The organism is Dactylosporangium sp. NPDC051484, assembly GCF_040689395.1.
GTDB lineage: Bacteria > Actinomycetota > Actinomycetes > Mycobacteriales > Micromonosporaceae > Dactylosporangium.
Map to the genome: position 1 here is coordinate 326,104 of NZ_JBFAZX010000005.1, position 21,425 is coordinate 347,528.

9 protein-coding genes and 1 pseudogene are annotated in these 21,425 nt (G+C 72.3%); 3 read left to right on the forward strand and 7 right to left on the reverse strand.

Annotation, left to right across the window (positions count from 1 at the left end):
- Positions 1–100: 100 nt before the first annotated feature.
- Positions 101–1,552: a glycoside hydrolase family 3 N-terminal domain-containing protein gene (locus AB0367_RS12450; protein ID WP_366226331.1), complete on the forward strand. Its 1,452-nt coding sequence runs from the start codon at positions 101–103 to the stop codon at positions 1,550–1,552.
- Between the two features lie 65 nt (positions 1,553–1,617).
- Positions 1,618–2,571, forward strand: a complete 954-nt coding sequence (locus AB0367_RS12455) for a type IV toxin-antitoxin system AbiEi family antitoxin domain-containing protein (RefSeq protein ID WP_366226332.1) — start codon at positions 1,618–1,620, stop codon at positions 2,569–2,571.
- A gap of 57 nt (positions 2,572–2,628) precedes the next feature.
- Here the strand turns inward: AB0367_RS12455 and AB0367_RS12460 are convergent, their stop codons facing one another.
- Positions 2,629–7,512, reverse strand: coding sequence for an NAD-glutamate dehydrogenase (locus AB0367_RS12460; RefSeq protein WP_366226333.1), 4,884 nt, complete (start codon positions 7,510–7,512; stop codon positions 2,629–2,631).
- Positions 7,513–7,669: 157 nt separating this feature from the next.
- Here AB0367_RS12460 and AB0367_RS12465 point away from each other — a divergent pair, with 157 nt between their 5' ends.
- On the forward strand, positions 7,670–9,559 hold the full coding sequence (locus AB0367_RS12465; protein WP_366226334.1) for a penicillin-binding transpeptidase domain-containing protein: 1,890 nt from the start codon (positions 7,670–7,672) through the stop codon (positions 9,557–9,559).
- A gap of 899 nt (positions 9,560–10,458) precedes the next feature.
- On the opposite strand, the pseudogene AB0367_RS12470 reads toward AB0367_RS12465, so the two are convergent.
- The 6 genes and pseudogenes from AB0367_RS12470 to AB0367_RS12495 form a co-directional block, all read right to left on the reverse strand.
- Positions 10,459–11,646, reverse strand: a pseudogene (locus AB0367_RS12470) (arginase family protein); the annotation flags it as partial.
- Positions 11,647–11,658: 12 nt separating this feature from the next.
- Positions 11,659–12,564 (reverse strand): tetratricopeptide repeat protein, encoded by a 906-nt coding sequence (locus AB0367_RS12475; protein WP_366226335.1) that lies wholly within the window; start codon positions 12,562–12,564, stop codon positions 11,659–11,661.
- A 4-nt stretch (positions 12,565–12,568) separates the two neighbouring features.
- Positions 12,569–13,441 (reverse strand): ATP-binding cassette domain-containing protein, encoded by an 873-nt coding sequence (locus tag AB0367_RS12480; protein ID WP_366226336.1) that lies wholly within the window; start codon positions 13,439–13,441, stop codon positions 12,569–12,571.
- Between the two features lie 85 nt (positions 13,442–13,526).
- Positions 13,527–16,562: an FtsX-like permease family protein gene (locus AB0367_RS12485; RefSeq protein WP_366226337.1), complete on the reverse strand. Its 3,036-nt coding sequence runs from the start codon at positions 16,560–16,562 to the stop codon at positions 13,527–13,529.
- Positions 16,559–19,555 (reverse strand): ABC transporter permease, encoded by a 2,997-nt coding sequence (locus AB0367_RS12490; RefSeq protein ID WP_366226338.1) that lies wholly within the window; start codon positions 19,553–19,555, stop codon positions 16,559–16,561. Before AB0367_RS12490 ends, AB0367_RS12485 begins: the two co-directional genes overlap by 4 nt.
- Positions 19,556–19,649: 94 nt before the next feature.
- Positions 19,650–21,323 carry a methylmalonyl-CoA mutase family protein gene (locus AB0367_RS12495; protein ID WP_366226339.1) on the reverse strand — a complete coding sequence of 558 codons (1,674 nt, stop codon included), beginning with the start codon at positions 21,321–21,323 and terminating at the stop codon, positions 19,650–19,652.
- Positions 21,324–21,425 lie beyond the last annotated feature (102 nt).

Consider the following 21,425-nt stretch of genomic DNA (forward strand, 5'->3'; position numbering starts at 1 on the left):
CCGCTCGGCCTACGCGCACCCAGTCAAAAAGCTCTTACGATCGTGGATAGCGCATATGACGAGTGTGCGGCACTCGTTTCGCGCTGAGGGGGGAACAATCGTGTCGACCGATCCCGGACTCCGCCGGCTGGCCCTGGGCACGCTGCTGGGCGCCTTCCGCGGAGAGCAGGCCCCGGCGTGGGCCGTGGACCTCCTCGCCGAGGGGATGGCCGGGCATCTGCTCTTCGGGTTCAACATCGTCGAGCGCGAGCAACTCGCCGCGCTGACCGCGAGCCTGCACGCCGCCCGCGAGGGCGTGCTCATCGCCATCGACGAGGAGGGCGGCGACGTCACCCGCCTCGCGCACCGGCTCGGCAGCCCCTACCCGGGCAACGCCGCGCTGGGCGCGCTCGGCGACCCGGCCGTCACCCGCCGGGTGTATCGCACCATCGGCGCCGAGCTCGACGCGCTGGGCATCAACCTCAACCTCGCGCCCACCGTCGACGTGAACACGGCGGACGACAACCCGATCATCGGCACCCGCAGCTTCGGCGCCGACCCGCACGCCGTCGCCACCCACACCGCCGCCGCTGTGCTCGGCCTGCAGGGCGCCGGCGTCGCCGCGTGCGCGAAGCACTTCCCGGGCCACGGCGCGACGCTCGCCGACTCGCACCTGGAACTGCCCACGGTCGACATCGACCGCGACGTGCTGGGCGGCCGCGAGCTCCCGCCGTTCGTCGCCGCGATCGAGGCCGGCGTCAAGTCGATCATGACCGCGCACATCCGCGTCCCGGCCCTCACCGGCGACGCCCCCGCCACCTTCAGCCGCGCCGTCCTCGTCGACCTGCTGCGCCGCGACCTCGGGTTCACCGGCGTCGTCGTCACCGACGCCCTGGAGATGCTCGGCGCGTCCCGCTACGCCGGCGGCATCCCGGCCGGCGCGGTGCTCGCCCTCGCCGCGGGCGCCGACCTGCTGTGCATCGGCGCCGACATCGACGAGCACATCACCAACGCCTGCGCCGACGAGATCGTCGCCGCAGTGCACGACGGCCGCCTCGCCCTGGAGCGGCTGGAGGAGGCCGTGGCCCGCGTGGCCGAACTCGCCGTCTGGACGCGCACCGGCGACCGCACCGACCGCGAGGAGCCGGGCCTGGGCTACCCGGCGGCGCTGGGCGCGGTACGCATCGAGGGCAGCCACGACCGCGACCGAGCCCCGCTCATCGTCCAGCTGGAGTCGGAGTCGTCGATCGCGGCCGGACGGGTGCCGTGGGGCCTCGGCCCGCACGTCACCGCCACGGAGCAGGTCCGCGTGGTCGCCGCGCAGGCCTCCGCCGACGACCTGAGCACCCGCGCCGGATCGCGCCCGATCGTGGTCGTGGGGCGCAACGTGCACCGCCTGCCCGGTGCCCCCGCCCTCGTCGAGGCCCTGACGCGGACGCACGCGGTCACGGTGGTGGAGATGGGCTGGCCGTCGTCCTGGCGCCCGACCGGCGTGCGGGCGTTCATCACCACGTGGGGCGCGAGCCACGCCAACGGTCGCGCCGCCGCCAAGGCCCTGGGCCTAGCCGCCTAGCACCGCTTGTCCACAGGCACGGACTCGGTCTTCCCCACCGACGGCCTGGGCGGCAGCCTGAGCGGATGCTGGACGATCTGCTCAGGCTGCAGTCGGGGGTGATCACCAAGTCCCAGGCGCGGCGTGCCGGTCTCAGCGACGGCGCGATCCGGCGGCACGTGGGCGCCGACCGGTGGTCGCCGCTCTTCCCCGGGGTGTACTGGACATTCAGCGGGCCGCCGCCACGGGAGGCGTTGCTGTGGGCGGTCCTGCTGCGCGCCGGGCGGGGCGCGGCGCTGAGCCACCACACCGCCGCGGAGCTGTCGGGGCTCATCGACACGCCGGGCCGGCGGATCCACGTCACGATCCCGGCCAACCGCCGGATTGCCGCAATCCCGGGGGTGATCGTGCACCGATCCGGCCGGGTCGCCGCCGCGACGATGCCGGGACCGACACTACGCCGAACCCGCATCGAGGACACCGTGCTGGACCTGACGGACCTGGCCGGTGACATCGAGACCGCGGTCGGCTGGATCACCACGGCGTGCGCGCGCCGGCTGACCACCCCGCGGCGGCTCGCAGAGGCCATGGCCCGGCGCAAGCAGGTGCGGCGGCGACCGCTGCTCGCCGAGGTGCTCGACGACAGCGCCGCCGGGGTGCACTCCGTGCTGGAGCGGCGATACCTGCGCGACGTCGAGCGCGGGCACGGCCTGCCGCGCGGGAGGCGGCAGACCAGGCACGCCGGTGCCGGCGTGCGCTTCCGGGACGTCGAGTACGCGGCGTTCGACATTATCGTCGAACTCGACGGCCGCGCGTACCACCCTGCGGAGCATCGCCGCCGAGACCGGCTGCGCGACAACGAGTCGGCCGCGCAGGGGTGCCGGACGCTTCGGTACGGCTGGACGGACGTGGCCGCGCCGTGCTCCACGGCGGTGCAGGTCGCCCGGGCGCTGCGAGCGGGTGGCTGGACCGGCCAACCGCGGCGGTGCACCCGGCCGGGCTGCGCGGTCCTTCGCTCCACCCGCCGGCGGACGCCTTGATCACGGAATGCTCGTGTACCCCCTGGTACGCGAGCACTCCGTGATCAAGGCGAACTGCTAGGCGGCCGAGGCGCGGACCAGGGTGCGGATCTGGCGCAGCAGGACCGAGATCGCGGCCAGGTCGCCCGGGGACTCGCCGAACTCGCCGATCGCGTTGCGGGTGCGCGCGATCGACGTCGCGTTGCTCTGCTCCCACTCGTGGACGCGGGACTCCGGGTCCGCGTCCGGGGAGGTGGCGTTGAGCACCTCCGCGGTGAGTGCCGCCAGCGCCGCGTACAGGTCGTAGCGCAGCGCCATCCGGGCCAGCGTCTGCCAGCGGTCCTCGCGCGGCAGGGCCGAGATCCGCGAGAGCAGGTCGTCGACGCGGAAGCGCTCGGAGAGCAGGTAGTAGACGGTGGCGACCTCGTTGACGTCGCGGCCGGTCGCCGAGGCGACCTCCACGATGTCGAGCAGGCCGAAGCCGTACATGATGCGGGTCGTGATGTCGGCGATCTCGTCCGGCAGGCCCAGCTCGCGCAGGCCCTCGGCGTTGGCGCGCAGGGCCTCGCGCTCGCGGCCGCGGAAGAGGGTGTCCAGCTGCGGCAGCAGGCGGGCGACGCCGGGGCGCAGGCGGGCGATCTCGCTCGGCACATCGATCGGGAGGCGGCGGTTGGAGACCAGCCACCGCACGGCCCGGTCGAGCAGACGGCGCATCTCCAGGTAGACGGCCGTCTGCGAGGACGTCGGCATCCGGTTGTCGAGCGCCTCGACCGCCCGGCGGAGCTCGTCCAGGCCGTACACCTCGCGGATCACCACCGAGGCGCGCAGCACGTCGGCGGCACCGGCACCGGTCTCCTCGGAGGCGCGGTGGAAGAACGACGTGCCGCCGCGGTTGACCGCCTCGTTGACAACCCCCGTGGTGATGATCTCCCGGCGCAGCGGGTGCTCGGCCATCGCCTCCGCGAAGCGCTCGCGCAGCGCGGTCGGGAAGTACTCGACCAGCACCTCGTTGGTCCAGTCCTCGTCGGGCAGGCCGGAGTCGAGGATCTCGCGCTCGAGCACGATCTTGACGTAGGAGAGCAGGACGGCGAACTCGGGCGAGGTCAGCCCCACCCCGATCGCCGCGCGCTCGTCGAGCTCCTCGTCGGTCGGCAGGTCCTCCAGGGCGCGGTCCAGCAGCCCGCGACGCTCGAGATCCGCGATGAGCCGCTTGTGTACCGGCAGCAGCGACCTCGACTGCGCCCGCGCGTTGCCGAGCGCGGTCGCCTGGTCGTAGTTGTCCCGCAGGACCAGCTCGCCGACCTCGTCGGTCATCTCGGCCAGCAGCGGGTTGCGCTCGCCGGCCTCCAGCTCGCCGGCGGCGACCGCCCGGTCGAGCAGGATCTTGATGTTGACCTCGTGGTCGGAGCAGTCGACGCCGGCGGAGTTGTCGATGAAGTCGGTCGCGATGCGGCCGCCGTTGAGCGCGTATTCGATGCGGCCCCGCTGGGTCAGGCCCAGGTTGCCGCCCTCGCCGACCACCTTCGCCCGCAGCTCGCGGCCATTGACCCGGATGTAGTCGTTGGCCTTGTCGCCGACATCGGCGTGCGACTCGCCGCCGGCCTTGACATACGTGCCGATACCGCCGTTCCAGAACAGGTCGACGGGCGCGGCGAGGATGGCGTGCATGACGTCGTTGGGGGCGAGCGGGCCGTCGGTGGTGATCCCGAGCGCGGCGCGGGCCTCGGCGGAGAGTTTGATCGACTTGGCGGTGCGCGGGAACACACCGCCGCCGGCCGAGATGAGCGACCGGTCGTAGTCGTCCCACGAGGAGCGGGGCAGGTCGAAGAGGCGCCGCCGCTCCGCATACGAGGTGGCCGAGTCCGGGTCGGGGTCGATGAAGATGTGCCGGTGGTCGAACGCGGCCACCAGGCGGATGTGCCGGGACAGCAGCATGCCGTTGCCGAAGACGTCGCCGGACATGTCGCCGACGCCGACGACGGTGAAGTCGGTCGCCTGGGTGTCGACGTCGAGCTCACGGAAGTGCCGCTTCACGGACTCCCAGGCGCCCCTGGCGGTGATGCCCATCCTCTTGTGGTCGTAGCCCGCCGATCCGCCCGAGGCGAAGGCGTCGCCGAGCCAGAACCCGTAGCGCACCGAGATCTCGTTGGCGATGTCGGAGAAGGTCGCGGTGCCCTTGTCGGCGGCGACGACCAGGTAGGGGTCGTCGGGGTCGTGGCGCACCACGTCGGGCGGCGCGACGACCTTGCCACCGTCGAGGTTGTCGGTGACGTCGAGCATGGCCGAGATGAACATCTGGTAGCAGGCCACCGCCTCGTCGCGGTCCCCCGGGTTCTGCTTGAGCACGAACCCGCCCTTGGCCCCGGTCGGCACGATGACGGCGTTCTTCACCATCTGCGCCTTGACCAGGCCCAGGATCTCGGTGCGGAAGTCCTCGCGCCGGTCGGACCAGCGCAGCCCGCCGCGGGCGACGGCGCCGAAGCGCAGGTGCACGCCCTCGAACCTCGGGGAGTACACGAAAATCTCGAAACGCGGCCGGGGCGCCGGCAGGTCGGGGATCGACTGCGGGTCGAGCTTGAAGGCCGTGTAGGACTTCGGCCGGCCGCCCTCGCCACGCTGGTAGAACGAGGTGCGCAGGGTCGCCTGGATCAGGTGCAGGAACGAGCGCAGGATGTGGTCCTGATCGAGGCTGGTGACCTGGTCGAGGTCGGCGTTGATCGCCGCGGCCAGCTCCTTCGACCACTCCGAACGGGCCGCGTCGGACAGCGGCAGCCGGTGGTCGAAGCGGGCGACGAAGAGCGCCACGAGCTTGGAGGCGATCGCCGGATACGCCAGCAGCGTCGTCTCCATGTAGTCCTGCGAGAACACCGTGCCGGCCTGGCGCAGGTACTTCGCGTAGGCACGCAGCACCACGACCTCACGCCAGGTCAGGCCGGCCGTGAGCACCAGGGTGTTGAAGTTGTCGACCTCGGCCTCGCCGTGCCACGTGGCCGTGAACGCGTTCTCGAGGTGTGGGCGCACCTCGGTGAGCACGCGGGAGTCCGCGGGCAGCCGCAGGCCGAAGTCGTACAGGTAGATCGTGCCGTCGGCGCGGACGATCTCGTAGGGCCGCTCGTCGGTGGCCCACACCCCGAGGGAGTGCAGCACGGGCAGGACCGCTGAGAGGATCATCGGCTCGCCGTAGCGGAACACCTTGAACCGGATGTCGGTCTCGTCCTGGCGGTGCCGGTACACGTGCATGACCAGCTGCCCGGGCTCGTCGAGCAGCTCGAGCTTCGAGATGTCCTTGACGGCCTCGTACGGCGTGTGTTCGTCCTTGTACGTGTCCGAGAGCGCCGAGCCGTAGCGCTGGTACAGCTCCTTGGCCTGGTGCTCGTCGTCGAGCTTGCGCTCCAGGACGAGGCGGAAGTCGTCGTCCCACAGCCGGGTCGCCTCCGACAGGCGCTCGGTGAGAGCGTCGACGTCGACGTCGCCGGGCGGGTTGCCGGGCTCGGTGCGCACGATGAAGTGCACTCGGGCGAACTTCGACTCACTGACCCGGGTGGTGTAGTCCACGCCCACGCCGTTGAGCTCGGCGAGCAGGATCTGCTGGATGCGCAGGCGGTTGGGCGTGGTGAACCGGTCCCGGGGCAGGTACACCAGGCACGAGACGAACCGCCCGTAGGCGTCGCGGCGCAGGAACAGGCGCAGCTGGCGGCGGCCCGCCAGGCGAAGCACGCCCATGACCGCCTTGTACAGCTCGTCGGTGCCGATCTGGAACAGCTCGTCGCGCGGGTAGGTCTCCAGCGTCTCCATCAGGTCCTTGCCGGAGTGGCTGCGCGGCGACAGCCCGGAGCGCTCGACCACCTCGGCGACCTTGCGCTTGACGACCGGCAGGTCGCGCACGCTGGTGCGGTAGGCGGCCGAGGAGAACAGGCCCAGGAAGCGCTTCTCGCCGATCACGTTGCCGGCGGCGTCGAACTGCTTGAAGCCGATGTAGTCCAGATAGGCCGAGCGGTGCACGGTCGCCCGCGAGTTCGCCTTGGTGATGATCAGCAGTCGCTTCTCAAGGACCTTGGCGTAGGCCTCCGCGGTCATGGAGGACAGCACCCGCGGCTTGACCTGGTCGCCGCGCAGAATGCCGAGGCCGCTGCCGAGGACCGCCTGGAGCAGCTCCTCGCCGTGCTCACCCTTGATCAGTTTGTACTGCCGGAAGCCCAGGAAGGTGAAGTGGTCATCGACGAGCCAGCGCAGCAGCTCGACCGAGTCCGTGATGTCCTTGTCCGGCACCGGCAGCTGCGCGCTGCCCAGTTCGTCGGCGAGGGTGAGGGCCTGGGTGCGCATCTTCCCCCAGTCCTCGACGGCCTCCCGCACGTCGTTGAGCACGCGGGCCAGGTCGGTGCGCAGCTCCTCCAGCTCGGCCTCGTCGCGGATGCGGTCGACCTCGATGCGGATCCAGCTCTCGACCAGGTCGCCGGCGATCGCCTCCTCGGGCTCGACCCCGACCCGGACCTCCTCGAGCGCGCCCAGCGGCGCCCGGCGGACCACCACCAGCGGGTGGACCAGCAGGTTCAGATCGATGTCGCGCGAGGACAGCGCGCTCGTCACGGAGTCGACCAGGAACGGCATGTCGTCGGTGACGATCTCCACCGCCGTGCCGCCGGTCGCACTCAGCCCGAGGCGCAGCTTCAGCTCGCCCGGGAGGCGCTGCTGCGCCAACTCCAGGTGCGACTGGGTCGCCTCGACCATCTTCCCGACATTGCAGGCGGCCAGCTCCTCGTCGGGAACCAGGCGCCAGTACGCCGCTACCAGTTCGGGGTCTGCATCCTGCGCGGTGGCCAGCACGACCGCCTCCGCGACCAGGTGCTCCGCGTTGGGCACTGACTGCTCCAGCTCGTCGTCATCGGGCCCCGCATCCGGGTTTCGCCCACCGTGTAAGCCGCGTGCCTCGTCCTTCACCGGGGTTGCCCCAGGCCGGTCCATCGGTTGTTCTCCCCTCGCCCACCTCGTTGTGGGTTGTCCTCGCTCAGCCTAAGACGTTCTCGTGGGTCCTCAACCGAGCCCCCGGCGTACTGAATTGTCCTACTTGTGCGATCTTGGGGTGTGCGGATCGGTGCTTTCATAGCGCAGAATCGCCCACATGGCCGTTTCGATCCGTCGCGTCACCGCCCTCGTCGCCGCCCTGGCGCTGCTCGGCACGCTGCCGGCCTGCTCCAGCAAGCCGCCGGACGACTCGTTCAAGACGTTCGTCGGCGCCTGGGAGAAGGGCGACATCTCGGGCCTGAAGTTCCTGAGTCCGGACGGTAAAGCCCTGACCGGCGACGCGGCGCAGAAGCTGCTGACCACGGTCGCGGGCGACCTGGCCGCGAAGCCGCCGAAGCTCACCCTCAAGGGCTCGCCAGCGGTCAAGGACGACAGCAGCAGCGCCATCGTCCATGTGGCGTGGCCCGTCGCCGACTCCACGTGGGAGTACGACACCACGGTCGACGCCAGGCGGGTCGACAAGCAGTGGACGGTGATCTTCGCCGCGAAGACCATCAACCCGCAGCTGGAGGCCACCGACAAGCTCGCGATACGCAAGACGGCCGGATCGCGCGGCAGCATCCTCGACGGCTCCGATCAGCCGATCGTGAGCAGCAAGCCCGTCGTCGTCATCGGCGTCCAGCCGCGGTCGATCACCGACATCAACATCGTGGTCAAGAATCTGACAGACGCGTTCACCCAGGCGAAGGTCTCCGTCGACCTGTCCGGCCTGCCGGACCAGGTGAAGAAGGCCGCACCCGACGCCTTCGTGCAGATCATCACGCTGCGCAAGGAGGTGTACGACGAGATCGCCAACAAGCTCAACTCGACGCCCGGCGTGCTCACCCGCAACTCGACCCAGGCCCTCGCCCCCTCCGCGCAGTTCGCCCGTGCCCTGCTGGGCACGACCGGCGAGGTGACGAAGGAGATCATGGACAAGAACCCGGGCAAGTACAAGATCGGCGACGTCGTCGGCCTGTCTGGGCTACAGCAGCGGTACGAGTCCGTCCTGCAGGGCAAGCCGGGCGTCAAGGTGGTCGTGCCCATGCCCACGGGCACGCCCGACAAGCAACTCTTCTCCACCGACCCGACGACCGGCGCGCAGGTCAAGCTCTCCCTCGACGTCAACCTGCAGAACGCCGCCGAGCAGGCCCTGGCCGGCGAGCAGCGCCGCTCGGCCCTGGTCGCGATCCGCATCAGCGACAACTCGATCGTCGCCCTCGCCAACGGCCCCGGCGCCGCACCCAACAACTTCGCGCTCACCGGCCAGACGCCGCCCGGCTCGACCTTCAAGGCCGTCACCGCCCTCGCCGTGCTCGACAAGGGCATGACCGGCGAGGACGTCGTCGACTGCCCGAAAAACCTCACGGTCGACGGCCGTACCTTCAAAAACTCCCACGACGAGGAGCTCGGCAGCGTGCCGCTGCGCACGAACTTCGCCAAGTCGTGCAACACAGCGTTCGCCTCGCTCGCCCCGAAGATCGCCCCCGACGGCCTGGGCCAGACCGCGCAGACCCTCGGCATCGGCATCCCGTGGGACCTCGGCACGGACGTGTTCACCGGCAAGGTCTCGGTCAACGGCTCCAAGGCCGAGCAGGCCGCGGCCGCCTTCGGCCAGGGCACGAACCTCGTCTCCCCGGTCATCCTGGCGGGCGCGGCGGCGGCGATCGCCCGGGGCCAGTGGAAGCAGCCGCAGCTGGTACTCGACCCGGCCCCGAAGAGCCCGGCGCCGGACGGCCCGCAGCTCAACCAGGCGTCGCTGGACGCGTTGCGCACGATGATGCGCCAGGTGGTCACGGACGGCACGGCCAACCAGCTCAAGAACCTGCCGGGCGATTTGCGGGGCAAGACCGGGACCGCGGAGTACGACAACAATCCGGCGCACACCCACTCCTGGTTCATGGGGTACCGCGGCGACATCGCCTTCTGCGTGTTCGTCGAGAACGGCGGCGCCTCGACCGCGGCCGCGGTCCCGATCGCCGGCAAGTTCTTCCAGACGACCGGCTGACCCCCACCGCACGCACACGGCCGGCCCGCGGCGCTCGTCCGCCGGGCCGGCCGTGCCGCATCAGCCCGAGTAAGCCGGAATCCAGCCCTGATCAGTCCGGATCAGCCCTGATCGGTCCGGGTTAGCCAGGGCTAGTCAGGGTTAGTCCTGGTTTACTCGGAGGGCTCGTCCTCCTCGGCCGGGGTCCGGGCCGCCGGCACGACGTCGGTCAGCGGCGACTCGGGCGCCTCCGGCCCGCCACGGCGGCGAATACCCTGGGGCGGCACAAACGGCGACCCACCACCGCCGCGCGGCCGCAGCCCGCCGGGCCCCATGGAGTCGCGCGGCAGCGAGTCGAGCGACAGCGCGGCCGCCCGATTCGACCGCGGCCGCATCAGCCCCAGGCCCATGTCCCCGGCGCCGGCCACTCCTTCGTTCATGTCCTGCTCGACCACGCTTTCGTCATCCAGTGCCTCGCCCTGGGCGGGCTCGTCGTCCACGACCCACGGCTCGCCCGCGTCGAGATCGCCCGACACCGCGAGATCCTCTTCGCCGCCCGTGTCGTCCGCGACCTCGTCGTCCGCGACCTCGTCGTCCGCGACCTGTTCGACCCCGGCGCCCGCACCAAGTGCCTCCCCGAGCACGACCTCGTCGGTCTCGTCACGCAGGGTATCGGTCGCCGCCGAGCCCAGAGCCTCGACCCCGATCGATTCATCACCTGGCCCGCTATCCGAAATTTCGGAAACGCCGGAATTATCGGAATTGTCGGAAGAATAGTCGATCGAATCGAAAGGCGAAGCGAGGGGTGCCAAGAAGGTGGCGGAGGCGGGTGGCGCGAACGCCTCGGCATCCGGCATGTCCACGGACGGCGGCGCGGAGACCGAGGCCGGAGTGGACGTCGGCGGGCCGGAAGACGTGCCCGGCGGCGCGGAGACCGAGGCCGGGGACGGGGCCAGCGGACCGGAAGACGTGCCCGGCGGCTCGGAGACCGAGGCCGAAGACCGGGCCAAGGGTGGCCCGCCAGGCGGCGCGGACGCCGGGGCCGAGGACGGGGTCGGAGATGCGGTGGGCGACGCGAACGAGGCCGGCGCGCGGGGTATGGCCAGGGGCGGGGCCGAGACCGGTGGCGCGGACACCGGGGCCGCGAACGGCGGGGCCGAGATCACCGGGTCGGGCGAAGCGGCGACCAGGGCCGCGGACGTGATGAGCGGCTCAAGGCCGGCGACGAGGACATCGGCGACTTCCGCCGCGTATTGCCCTTCGGGGTCGTAGTCCGGGTCGAAGACCGTCACCTGGGCGCCGACGCAGCGCGGGTCGCAGACGAGCGCGCTGAGCAGGATCTCCAACTCGCGGTAGGCGATGCCACCCACGTCCGGGGCGTCGACGGCCGGCATCACCGCCGGGTCGAGCACGTCGACGTCGATGTGCACCCAGAAGCCCGCGCAGTCGCGGAGCTGGTCGCGTGCCCACTGGGCCGAACGGGCGGCGCCGTCCGAGCGCAGCTCCGGCACGGCCCGGGCGACGATGCCGGCCGCCTGCAGGTCCAGGCGGTACTCGTCGTGCGTGCGGATGCCGAGCAGCGCCACGTCGACGTCGCGGAAATACGGGCGGCGCTGCTCGATCGAGGACAGGTTGGCCTGGCCGCGGCCGGTCGCGAGGGCCAGGGCCTCGCCCGCGGCGGCACCCACGTAGGAGGCGTTGCCCTCGTGGCGGAAATCGGAGTGGCCGTCGATGTACACCAGGCCGATGCGCCCGCCCAGCTCGGGCTGGTAGCGACGCATGGCCAGGCCGGCCCCGAGCAGGATCGAGCAGTCGCCGCCGAGGACCAGCGGGAAGTCACCCGCGGAGAGGATCGAGCCGATGCGGTCGGCGAGGCGGCGGACGAAGACGGCGATCTCGGCCGCCTGGGCCACGCCGTCGCCGGGCTGCCACCCCGCCGGGTCATACCGCGGCGGGGTGACGCAGCCCGCGTCGCGCGCGCCGAGGCGGGCGAGCAGGTTGTGGTCGCGCAGCGCGCCGGGCGCCTTGGCACAGCCGGGCACCGAGGTGGCGGTCGGTGGCCGCAACCCCAGGTTGCTCGGTGCGTCGACGACGGCGATCCGGCGCAAGGCGGGCCGCCGTCAGAAGAGCGCGCTCGCCAGTGCCCGGCGGGCCTTGGCGACCGCTGGGTCGTCGGGGCCGGCGACGGTGAACAGCGAGACCAGGTGCTTGCGCACGGTCTCCCGGTCGTCGCCCGCCGTGCGGCGGATGAGGTCGACCAGGCGCGTGTACGCCTTGTCGGCCTCGCCGGTGAGGACCTCGACGTCGGCGGCGAGCAGCTGCGCCGGGAGGTCGCCGGGCGCGGCCTGCGCGGCGGCGAGCGCGCCGGCGATGTCCACGCCCTCGGTGCGCCGCAGCAGCCCGACCTGCGCCAGCCCGGACTCGGCCACGGCGTCGGCCGGGGTCTCGCTGAGGATCTTGCGGTAGGCGGCCTCGGCGGCGTCGAGATCACCGTCGGCCATGGCGTCGTCCGCGGCGAGCAGGCGCGGGTCCTCGGGCTGCTCGACCTCCACCCCGGCGGCCTTGAGGACGGCGTCGATCCACTGGCGCAGGTGCTGCTCGGGCAGCACCTGGTTGAACGCGTCGACCGGCTGCCCGCCCACGATCGCGACGACGAACGGGATGTTCTGGATGCGGAACATCTGCGCGAGACGCGGGTTGGCCTCAATGTCGATCCGGGCGAGCACCCACGCACCGTCGCCCTCGGCGGCCAGCTTCGCCAGCAGCGGGGAGAACTGCTGGTGCGGCGCGCTCATCTCGACGTAGAAGTCGATGACGACCGGCACCGTCAGCGAACGCTGGATGACGTCGTTCTGGAACGTCGCCTCGGTGACGTCGACCACGTTGGCGCCGGCTGGTGCCCCCGAGGCCGGTTGCGAGTCCGGTTGGGCGGCCCGCTGCGCTGCGGCCGCATTGCTGCGGGCCAGGGCGCCGAGGTCCACCGCCCCGCGGCTGAAGATCGACTGAGACTGGCGTGGGTCGCTCATGGCCCTAGTTTTGCACGTGACCCAGGTGGTCCGCCGCGAGTGACCGGTCGGATCCACCCACCACCAGCGTGACGGCACCGTCAATGTGCTCGACGGTGAACAGCGTGCCAGGCGGGAAATCGCCGAGGACCTCCGGCGGCAGCTGCACCGTGCCGTCGCCCGCCACCACCGCGAAGTCCTGGCCGTCGCGCCCCTCGGCGCCGACCCGTCCATCGCGGATGGTCACTGCGCGGCCGAGGCGGGTGCCGACCTCGCTGTCGTGCGTGACCACGACGATCGTCGTGTTGCGCTCGCGGTTGACGGTCTCGAGCGCCTCGAGCACCTCGTCGCGGCCGTGGGTGTCGAGCTGGCTCGTGGGCTCGTCGACCAGCAGCAGCCCGGGGCCGGCGGCGATGCCGACGGCGAGCGCGGCGCGCTGCCGGGCGCCGGGGGCGAGCTCGTCGATGCGGGCACGGCCGAGCCCTGGCAGGCCGACCAGGTCGAGGATGCGGTCGGGGTCGTCGAGCTTGATGCCCTCGGTGCGCGCGGCCCGCCGCTGGGCGAGCCAGATGTTGCGGTGCAGCGACGCGTAGGGCAGCAGGTTGCGCGCCGCCCCCTGCAGCACCACGCCGATCTCGGTGCCGCGCAGCCGGGCGATCTCACCGTCGGAGAGCTTGCCCATGTCGTACGTGCCGATGTTGACCCGGCCGGCCGAGGGGCGCATGAGCCCGGCGAGCAGCGCGATCAGCGTCGACTTGCCCGAACCCGACGGCCCTACGAGCGCGAGCGTCTCCCCCGGGCCGATCGAGAGGTCCACACCGGCCAGCGCGACCACGTCGCCGGCCTCGGCCCGGTAGATGTGCACGACCCGCCGGCAGGCGACCGCCAATCCGTTCATCGCGTCTCCGTCCCCTTCCCGATCATCGAACCGGCCGTCGCAGAGCCCGTTGCCAACATGCGCGCGTCGTTGGTGTGCACCGGCGTCATCGCCTCCCCCGCGCCGTCGCGGCGCGCAGCCGGGCGCCGGCGACCACAGCCACCGCGGCCAGCAGCAGCGCGGCCGCGCCCCAGGCGATCGCGACCGGCCCGGGCGAGGGCCAGATCGACGCCTGGAAGCCCTGCGCGTCGGCGGAGAACACCGGCAGATACTCCCGCACCAGCAGCCAGCTGGCCAGGGCGGCGAACGGGGCGATGAGCGCCGCGGTGCCGACCAGGACCAGGTAGCCGTTCGCGCCGGCGTCGCGGCGGGCCACCCCCTGAGTCCGCAGCGACCGCAGCTCGCCGGCCCGTCGCGTCCGCTCCAGGCTCGCCACCAGCCACAGCGCGCCGGCCGCGAGCACCGCCGCGAGGGCGGCGGCGAACTCGTGGAAGCGCAGCGCGACAGCCGGCCCCTGCTCGTCCAGCGCGGCGCGCAACGGGCCGAACGCGCGGTCACCGGTGACCCGCAGGCCCTGGGCCTGCAGCCGGTCGATCACGTCGGCCGGGGCCCGCGGGCCGAGGAAGATCTGTGGGTACAGCGCTTCGCCGCCGTCAGGGGCGAGCCGCTCGGCGTAGTCGAGGTCGACCAGCCCGCCTTTGTAGCCCAGCTTCGGTACCGTCTCCACCTCACCGGCGATGGTGATCGACTGGTGACGCTTGTCCAGGCCGGTCATGTGGTCGCCGACGCCGGCCGTGCGGGCCATGATCACCGGCAGTGGCGAGGGGGCGTCGGTCGGCAGCAGCTGTACCGCGGTGTCGGCCCCTTTGTAGTTGGTGAGCTCGGCCCGCAGCCCGTCCTTGGCCGCGGTGAGCGTCGGCACGAGCAGCTTCGACCCGGGCGACTCCGGGGTGCGCCAGCCGTCGGTGTCGGCGAAGCCCGCCTCATCGACGATCGTCTTGCCCGACTGGGTGAGGCTGTGCACCGTCATGGTCACGTCGAAGCCGCGCTTCTCGGGCTGCTCCAGCTCCAGCCCGGCGAGCCGGCACGTCCGCACGCACATGGGCAGGTTGCGGGTGTAGGTTTGCCGGCCGGTCCGCACCGCGCCGAGGTCGACCCGCCCGACGCCGGAGCCGTCGCGGGGCACCACGACGGCGATCCAGCGCACCCGGAACCCGTCGACGAGCGAGTCGATGGTGGCGTCCAGCGACAGGTCCTTGTTCGTCACCTCGATGGTGGGCCGCCCGACCGTCGGCCTGAGCAGGTCGCGCGCGGTCTGCGCGGACAGCGACCGGTCCGCCCACAGCGCGACGTTGGGCAGCGCCGCGCTGTCGATCGCCAGCATCGGCGGCACCGCGGTGTCGTCGGAGACCGGCAGCGCCGCGGTGGCCATCGCGAACTGCCCCTGCGGATCGACCTGGTGGACCTTGCTCAGCAGCGCGGCCCGGCTCAGCGGCTCGACGGACAGCACCCGGGGCGCGCCGAGCTCGACCCGGATGCGCCGGTCGCGGGCGTCGGCGGAGGCACTGGCCGCGGTGGCGGCGAAGACCACGAGCCCGAGCGCGACCACGAACAGGGCGAGGACGCGCTGGGTGCCGGGGCGGCGGGTCAGCGCGTAAGCGGCCAGCGTCGGACCGATCCGGCCGCGGCGCAGGGCCCGTCGGCCGACCCGCTCGGCGATGGGCAGCACGGCGCGGGCGGCGAGCAGGGCCACCGCGATCACGATCGCCGACGGGGCGAACAGCGCGAAGCCGATCAGCCCGTCGCCGCCGCGGCGCAACTGCACCACGGAGACGGCGGCGAGCACCACGACGACGACCTCGAAGACCGGCGCGCCCCAGCGCGACGCCCGGCTGGGCACGTTGCGCAGCAGGTCGACGGTTCGCTTGACCAGCTCGGCCCGCTGGGCCAGCACCGCAGCACCCAGCGCGCCGACCAGTGCGGCCAGCGACCACCGGGTGAGCCCGGCCGACAGCGGCACGCCGGCCGAGCTGCCCAGCAGCATCCAGGCGGCCAGCCGGACCAGGTAATGGCCGAGCACGAAGCCGGCCGCGGCGCCGGCCAGGATGGCCACGACGCTCTCCCCGGCGGCGAGCCACCAGCGCCGCGGGGTGCTCACACCGCGCAGCGACAGCAGGCCCAGCTCCAGCCGCCGCTCCTGGGTGGCCGCGGCGACGGCGATGAACAGCACGAACCAGCACAGGAGCACCAGCGGTACCGCGGCAACCGGAACCACCTCGGCGACGAGCGCCCGGTCGGCGTTGATCCGCTTGGTCAGGGCGGGCAGGTCGGTCTGCACGACCGTGTGGCCGGTCAGCCCCGCCAGCTGCTCCCTGCCGCTCTTCACGGCGGCGTTAACGCTGTTGAACGAGTCGCGGTCGACCGAAGACCAGTCGACGGCGAGGTCGAAGGCCTGCCGCTCGTTGCCGTGCCGCATCGCCTCCATGCTCAGCCGGGAGGCGAAGACGGGCTCGGTGGTCATCCGCGCGGTGGGGTAGGGGTTGAAGTAGTCGGCGTCGGACCAGTACAGGTCGGCCGGGTTGATCGGGTCGTAGGCACCGATCAGGGTGAACGTGACCCGCGGGCCAGCCTGGTCGTATTCGCCGGTGGTCGGGTTCCACGTGGTGTAGCTGACCGAGACGGGGTCGCCGATGTGCAGCTTGAGCAGCTCGACCTGCGCGGTGCTCAGCACGACCTCGGACTCGCTGACGAAGCAGCGCCCGGCGCTGAAGCGCAGGTGCGCGCAGGCGTCGTCGCGGTAGACGAAGCGCGGGGCGATCGGCTGCGTCTGCTTCAGGTCGGCCGGGAAGATCATGATGTCGTACTCGGTGCTGTACACGCTCGTGAACGGCCCGCCGTTGAACACCTGTGGGACCAGGTTCTCGAATTCATGGTCGGTCGGCGTCGGCGTGATGCGCCGGACCTGGACGACCCGCTCGGTGACCGGCGCGGCGGCCACCCCGCTGCGCACTACGGCGGCGTCGGCGATGGCGGAGTACACCGGCGCGCTGACCGCGGCCGCCATGGCGAACATGGCCAGCAGGAACGCGGTGAGCGCCTGCCCGGAGCGGGCCCGCGCCATCGACAGGACCAGCCCGATCACGGCACTCTCCATCCGTCGGCGAAGTAGGGCAGGACGTCGCCGACGTAGGCGCGGATGACGGCGGCCAGCAGCAGGCCGAGCAGCAGGGACACGCCGACGAGCACGAGGTACCCCTCGACGCCCACCCGCCGCGCCAGCCGCGCCGAAACGCCCTGGACCCGCAGCGCGCCGAGCTCGCGGGAGCGGGGCCGGCGCTCGACGGCGACGACCACGGAGACCGAGCCGACCGCCAGGGCCAGCCCGACGATCGCCGAGAGCAGCATGAACCGCAGGGTGAGCGGCGGGCCGAAGGAGGCGTATCGGCCGGCGACGCCGTCGATCGACTCCTCTGCGAGCACGATCAGACCCTGCGCCTTGAGCCGGTCCGTGATGTCGGGCGGGGCGCCGGCGTTGAGCCAGACCTGCAGCGACTCGCCCGCGCCGAAGTCGGCGCCGAGGCGGTCGGCGTACTCCAGGTCGGCGATCACCCCCTTCTCTCCCAGCCGGGGCAGCAGACGGGCGGTGCCGGCGACCGTCTCGGAGATCGACAGCGAGCCGTAGGTGATTCGCTGGTCGCCGACGAGCCGCGGCTGGCGCTGGGTGGCCCGGACGGTGGCCAGCGGGCCCGGGGTGTCCAGCGGGTACACGCCGGGGTCGGTGGCACCGGAGCGCGTCGGGGCGACGGTGAGCCGCAGCCCGTCGCCGACCGCGGTGACGATGAGGTTGGGTGGGTTGTCGTTCGCCCCCAGCCGCCACCTGGTGCGGTCGCCGAGCATCTCCTTGCTCAGCACCGGCCGGCCGCCGGCCTGGGTGATGCCGTGCAGGGTCACCTCGACGCCCGGGCGGGACGGGAAGAAGACCTTCTCCTGCGTGGTGGACTGCACGATCTGCAGCGAGCTGAGCCGGCAGCCGGGCGCGGTCGCGCAGGCCGGCACCGCGGCCTTGATCACCTGTGACCCCTCGGCGAGCGGGCCGACACGGGCGGCGAGCCGGGTGCCCTTCGGGTCGGCGAGCACGACGTCGAGGTACACCACGCGGCTCGGATCGGTGACGGTGAAGTGCGTGGCGAAGTCGACGGTCAGCTCGGCGCCGGTGACCATGACCGGCTTCGGGGCGGCGGGGTGCAGCAGGGCGGCGGTCTGCGCGGCGCTCGCGCCGTACTCCGGGCGCCAGGTCGCGACCTTGGCCAGCCGCGGGCTGTCCACGAGCAGCACCCGGTCGTAGCCCGAGACCAGCGACTGCACCACCGCCATCGCGTGCGCGCCGCCGGGGTCGGCCGCGCGCACCGCGCCCAGCAGCGCGAGCCGGTTCTCCGCCCGCACGCTCAGCACCCGGTCGGCGCCGATCTCCAGCTCGGCCCGGGTGCGGCCCTCGGCCCGCCCGGCGCCCCAGGTCAGCGCGGAGGTGCACAGCAGCGCCACGGTGACGATCATCAGCGCGGCCAGGCGGTGCACGCCGGGCCGGCGGGCCAGGTAGATCGCGGTGAGCGCGCGGGCGGCCCGGCCGTGGCGCAGCGCACCCTCGACCAGCCGGCCCGCGGTGAAGGTGATGAGCCGGGCCGCGACCAGCGCGAAGGCGAGGGCGGCCAGGCCCGGCGCGAGCAGCCCGAGGCCGGCTGCGTCGCCCGAGGCGCGGTGCTTGACCTGGTAGACGGCGGCCACCGCGAGCGCGACGAGGACCAGGTCGAACAGGTCGCGCCAGACGCGGTTGCGCACCCGGCCCTGGCGCAGCAGCTCGGCGACGCTTGAGGACAGCGCCCGGCGCTCGGCCAGCAGCGCGGCGAGCAGCGCGCCGAGCACGGCCAGCGCGACCGCGCCGGCGGACAGGGCGGCGGCCTGCTCGTTGACCGCGGCGTCGCGGATGCGCCCGGCGACGGCGGTGGCGGCCGCGTAGCCGATGGGCAGACCCAGCACCGCGCCGGCCACCAGCGGCAGGGCGCTCTGCCCGCTCACCAGCGCCCAGAGGCGCCCGCGCGTGGCGCCGCGCAGCTTCAGCAGCCCGATGTCCGGGCGCCGCTCCTCTCCGGTGTACTTCACCGCGAGGTACAGCGCGAACCAGCACAGCACGAGCAGCTGGAAGGCGCCGACCTGCACACCGAGGGAGACCAGCCACCGGTCCCGCGCGACCCCTTTGGTGGTCGCCTGCAGCTCGGTGTAAAGCATCAGTCGATTGTTGGCGGCCTCGACGTAGGCGGCGTCGATTCGCGCGCGCACCTCCTTGGGCGTGTGATCGACGAGCAACTGCGGCTGGGCGACCATGTCGACGATGGTGCGCACCGCCACCGTGGCGAGGCTCTTGTCGAACGTGGCCGGCGCGGTCAGCAGCGCGTCGTCGACCGGCTCGGTCATGTCGGGCGGGGCGCCGGTCGGCAGGGCGGCGGCCAGCAGTTGGTTGTCGCTGCTCCAGAACGGGTCGAGGCTGTCGTCGGGGCGATAGACGCCGACGACCTTGAGCTGCAGCGGGTGGGGCAGGCCGGAGCTGGCGAAGCTCAGCGTGTCGCCGGCCTTGACCCGCAGGAAGCGGGCGGTGCGGTAGCTGACCATCACCTCGCCGTCGGCGGCGGGGCAGGCGCCCTCGATCGACGCGTGTGAACAGGCGCCGGTGCGCAGGGCCAGGGGCGAGTTGGTGCTGTGCTCGCCGCCGGCACCGCCCGGCTGAGCGCCTCCCGGCTTGGCACCGGTCGGCGGTGCGGTGGCGGCGGCGGTCTGGCCGGCGACGTAGGCCCCGGTGTAGGTGGTGAAGCCGGGCAGGCCGACGATCCGCTGCGTCTGGTCGGCCGAGGCGGCCAGCTGGGCCTCGATGGAGCCGCCGTCGACGGGGCCCTCGCCGATCGTCTCCAGCGAGCGCTCATGGATCGGCGCGGTCTCGACGTGCCGGGTGGCGATGCGCTCGGTCGAGGCGAGCACGTACCAAGGTGCGGCCGCCACGGCGGCCGCGGCCAGCGTGCTGAGCAGAAGCAGCGTGAACGCCTGTGCGCGCCGGGCTCGCAACGCCGCGAGCACGATAGCCAGCAATGCCCCTCCCCCCGTGGTCCGGTCGTCTTAGGAAGACCAGCACGAGGAAAGCCGGGTTGCGGGATTGCGTTGCGTTTCGATAACGCCCGATGTTTCAGAATCGTGCGGGCTCGCGGTAGACGCCCCACTCCCCCCTGAGCGCGCCGCAGATCTCGCCCAGCGTCGCCTCGGCCCGCGCCGCGTCCAGCATCGGGGGGATCATGTTGTCGCCGCCGCGGGCCGCCGCGACCATCCGCTCCAGCCGCTCCTTGACCGCGACGTTGTCCCGGTCGGCGCGGCGAGCGGCGAGCAGCCGTTTCTGCTCGGCCTCGACCTCGTGCGAGACCCGCAGGATGTCCAGGTCACGGGTGAGCGATCCGGTGTGCACGTTGACACCGACGACACGCTTGTCGCCCGTCTCCAACGCCTGCTGGTAGGCGAACGCGCTGTCGGCGATCTCGGAGGAGAACCAGCCGTCCTCGATGCCGCGCAGGATGCCGCTGGTGATCGTGCCGTCGCCACCCATGTCACGGATCCGGGCGAAGATCGCCTCGGCCTCGGCCTCGATGCGATCGGTGAGCGCCTCGACGAACCACGACCCGCCCAGCGGGTCGGCCACGTTCGCCACCCCCGTCTCCTCCATGAGCACCTGCTGGGTGCGCAACGCGATCTCGGCCGCCTCGTCGGTCGGCAGCGCCAGCGTCTCGTCCAGCGCGTTGGTGTGCAGCGAGTTGGTCCCGCCGAGCACCGCGGCGAGCGCCTCGACGGCGGTGCGCACCACGTTGTTGTACGGCTGCTGCGCGGTCAGCGACACCCCGGCCGTCTGCGTGTGGAACCGCAGCCACAGCGCCTTCTCGCTGGTCGCGCCGTAGACCTCGCGCATCCAGCGGGCCCAGATGCGCCGCGCGGCGCGAAACTTGGCGATCTCCTCGAAGAAGTCCACGTGCGCGTCGAAGAAGAAGCTCAGTCCCGGCGCGAACGCGTTGACGTCCAGGCCGCGGGACCGGCCGAGCTCGACGTAGCCGAAGCCGTCGGCGAGCGTGAACGCCAGCTCCTGCGCCGCGGTCGCGCCGGCCTCCCGGATGTGATACCCCGAGACCGACAGCGGCTTGTACCGCGGGATGTGCCGGCCGGTGTACTCCATGAGGTCGCCGATCAGGCGCAGGTGCGGCTCGGGCGGGAAGAGCCACTCCTTCTGGGCGATGTACTCCTTGAAGATGTCGGTCTGCAGGGTCCCGTCGAGCCGGCCGAGGTCGGCGCCCTGGCGCTCGGCGGCCACGAGGTACATGCAGAAGACCGGGACGGCGGGCCCGGAGATCGTCATGCTGGTGGTGACGCCGGTCAGGGGGATGCCGTCGAACAGCACGTCCATGTCGGCCGCGGAGTCGATCGCGACGCCGCAGTGCCCGACCTCGCCCTGCGACTGCGGATCGTCGCAGTCGCGGCCCATCAGCGTTGGCATGTCGAAGGCCACCGAGAGCCCGCCGCCACCCGCGCGGAGCAACATCTTGTACCGCTCGTTGGTCTGCCGCGCGTTGCCGAACCCGGAGAACTGGCGGATGGTCCAGGCGCGGCCGCGGTATCCCGTGGAGTGCAGGCCCCGGGTGTACGGATACTCGCCCGGCCAGCCGATCCGCTCGAACCCGGGCACGTCGGCGCCCTCGGGCGGCCCGTACACCGGCTCGAGCCGGGTGCCGGAGAGCGTGGTGAAGCCGGCGTCGCGCTTGCTGGCCTCGTCGTAGCGGCGTTGCCAGCGCGCCCGCCCCTCGGCGATGTCGTGGGCGTCCATGGGTGTCGGCGCTCCTCGGGTGCGGCGGGTCGGTCCGTCACACTCGATGCTAACGCCACCTGAACGATCGCTAAGCCCGCGCCGCGAATCCGGTCTCGGGCG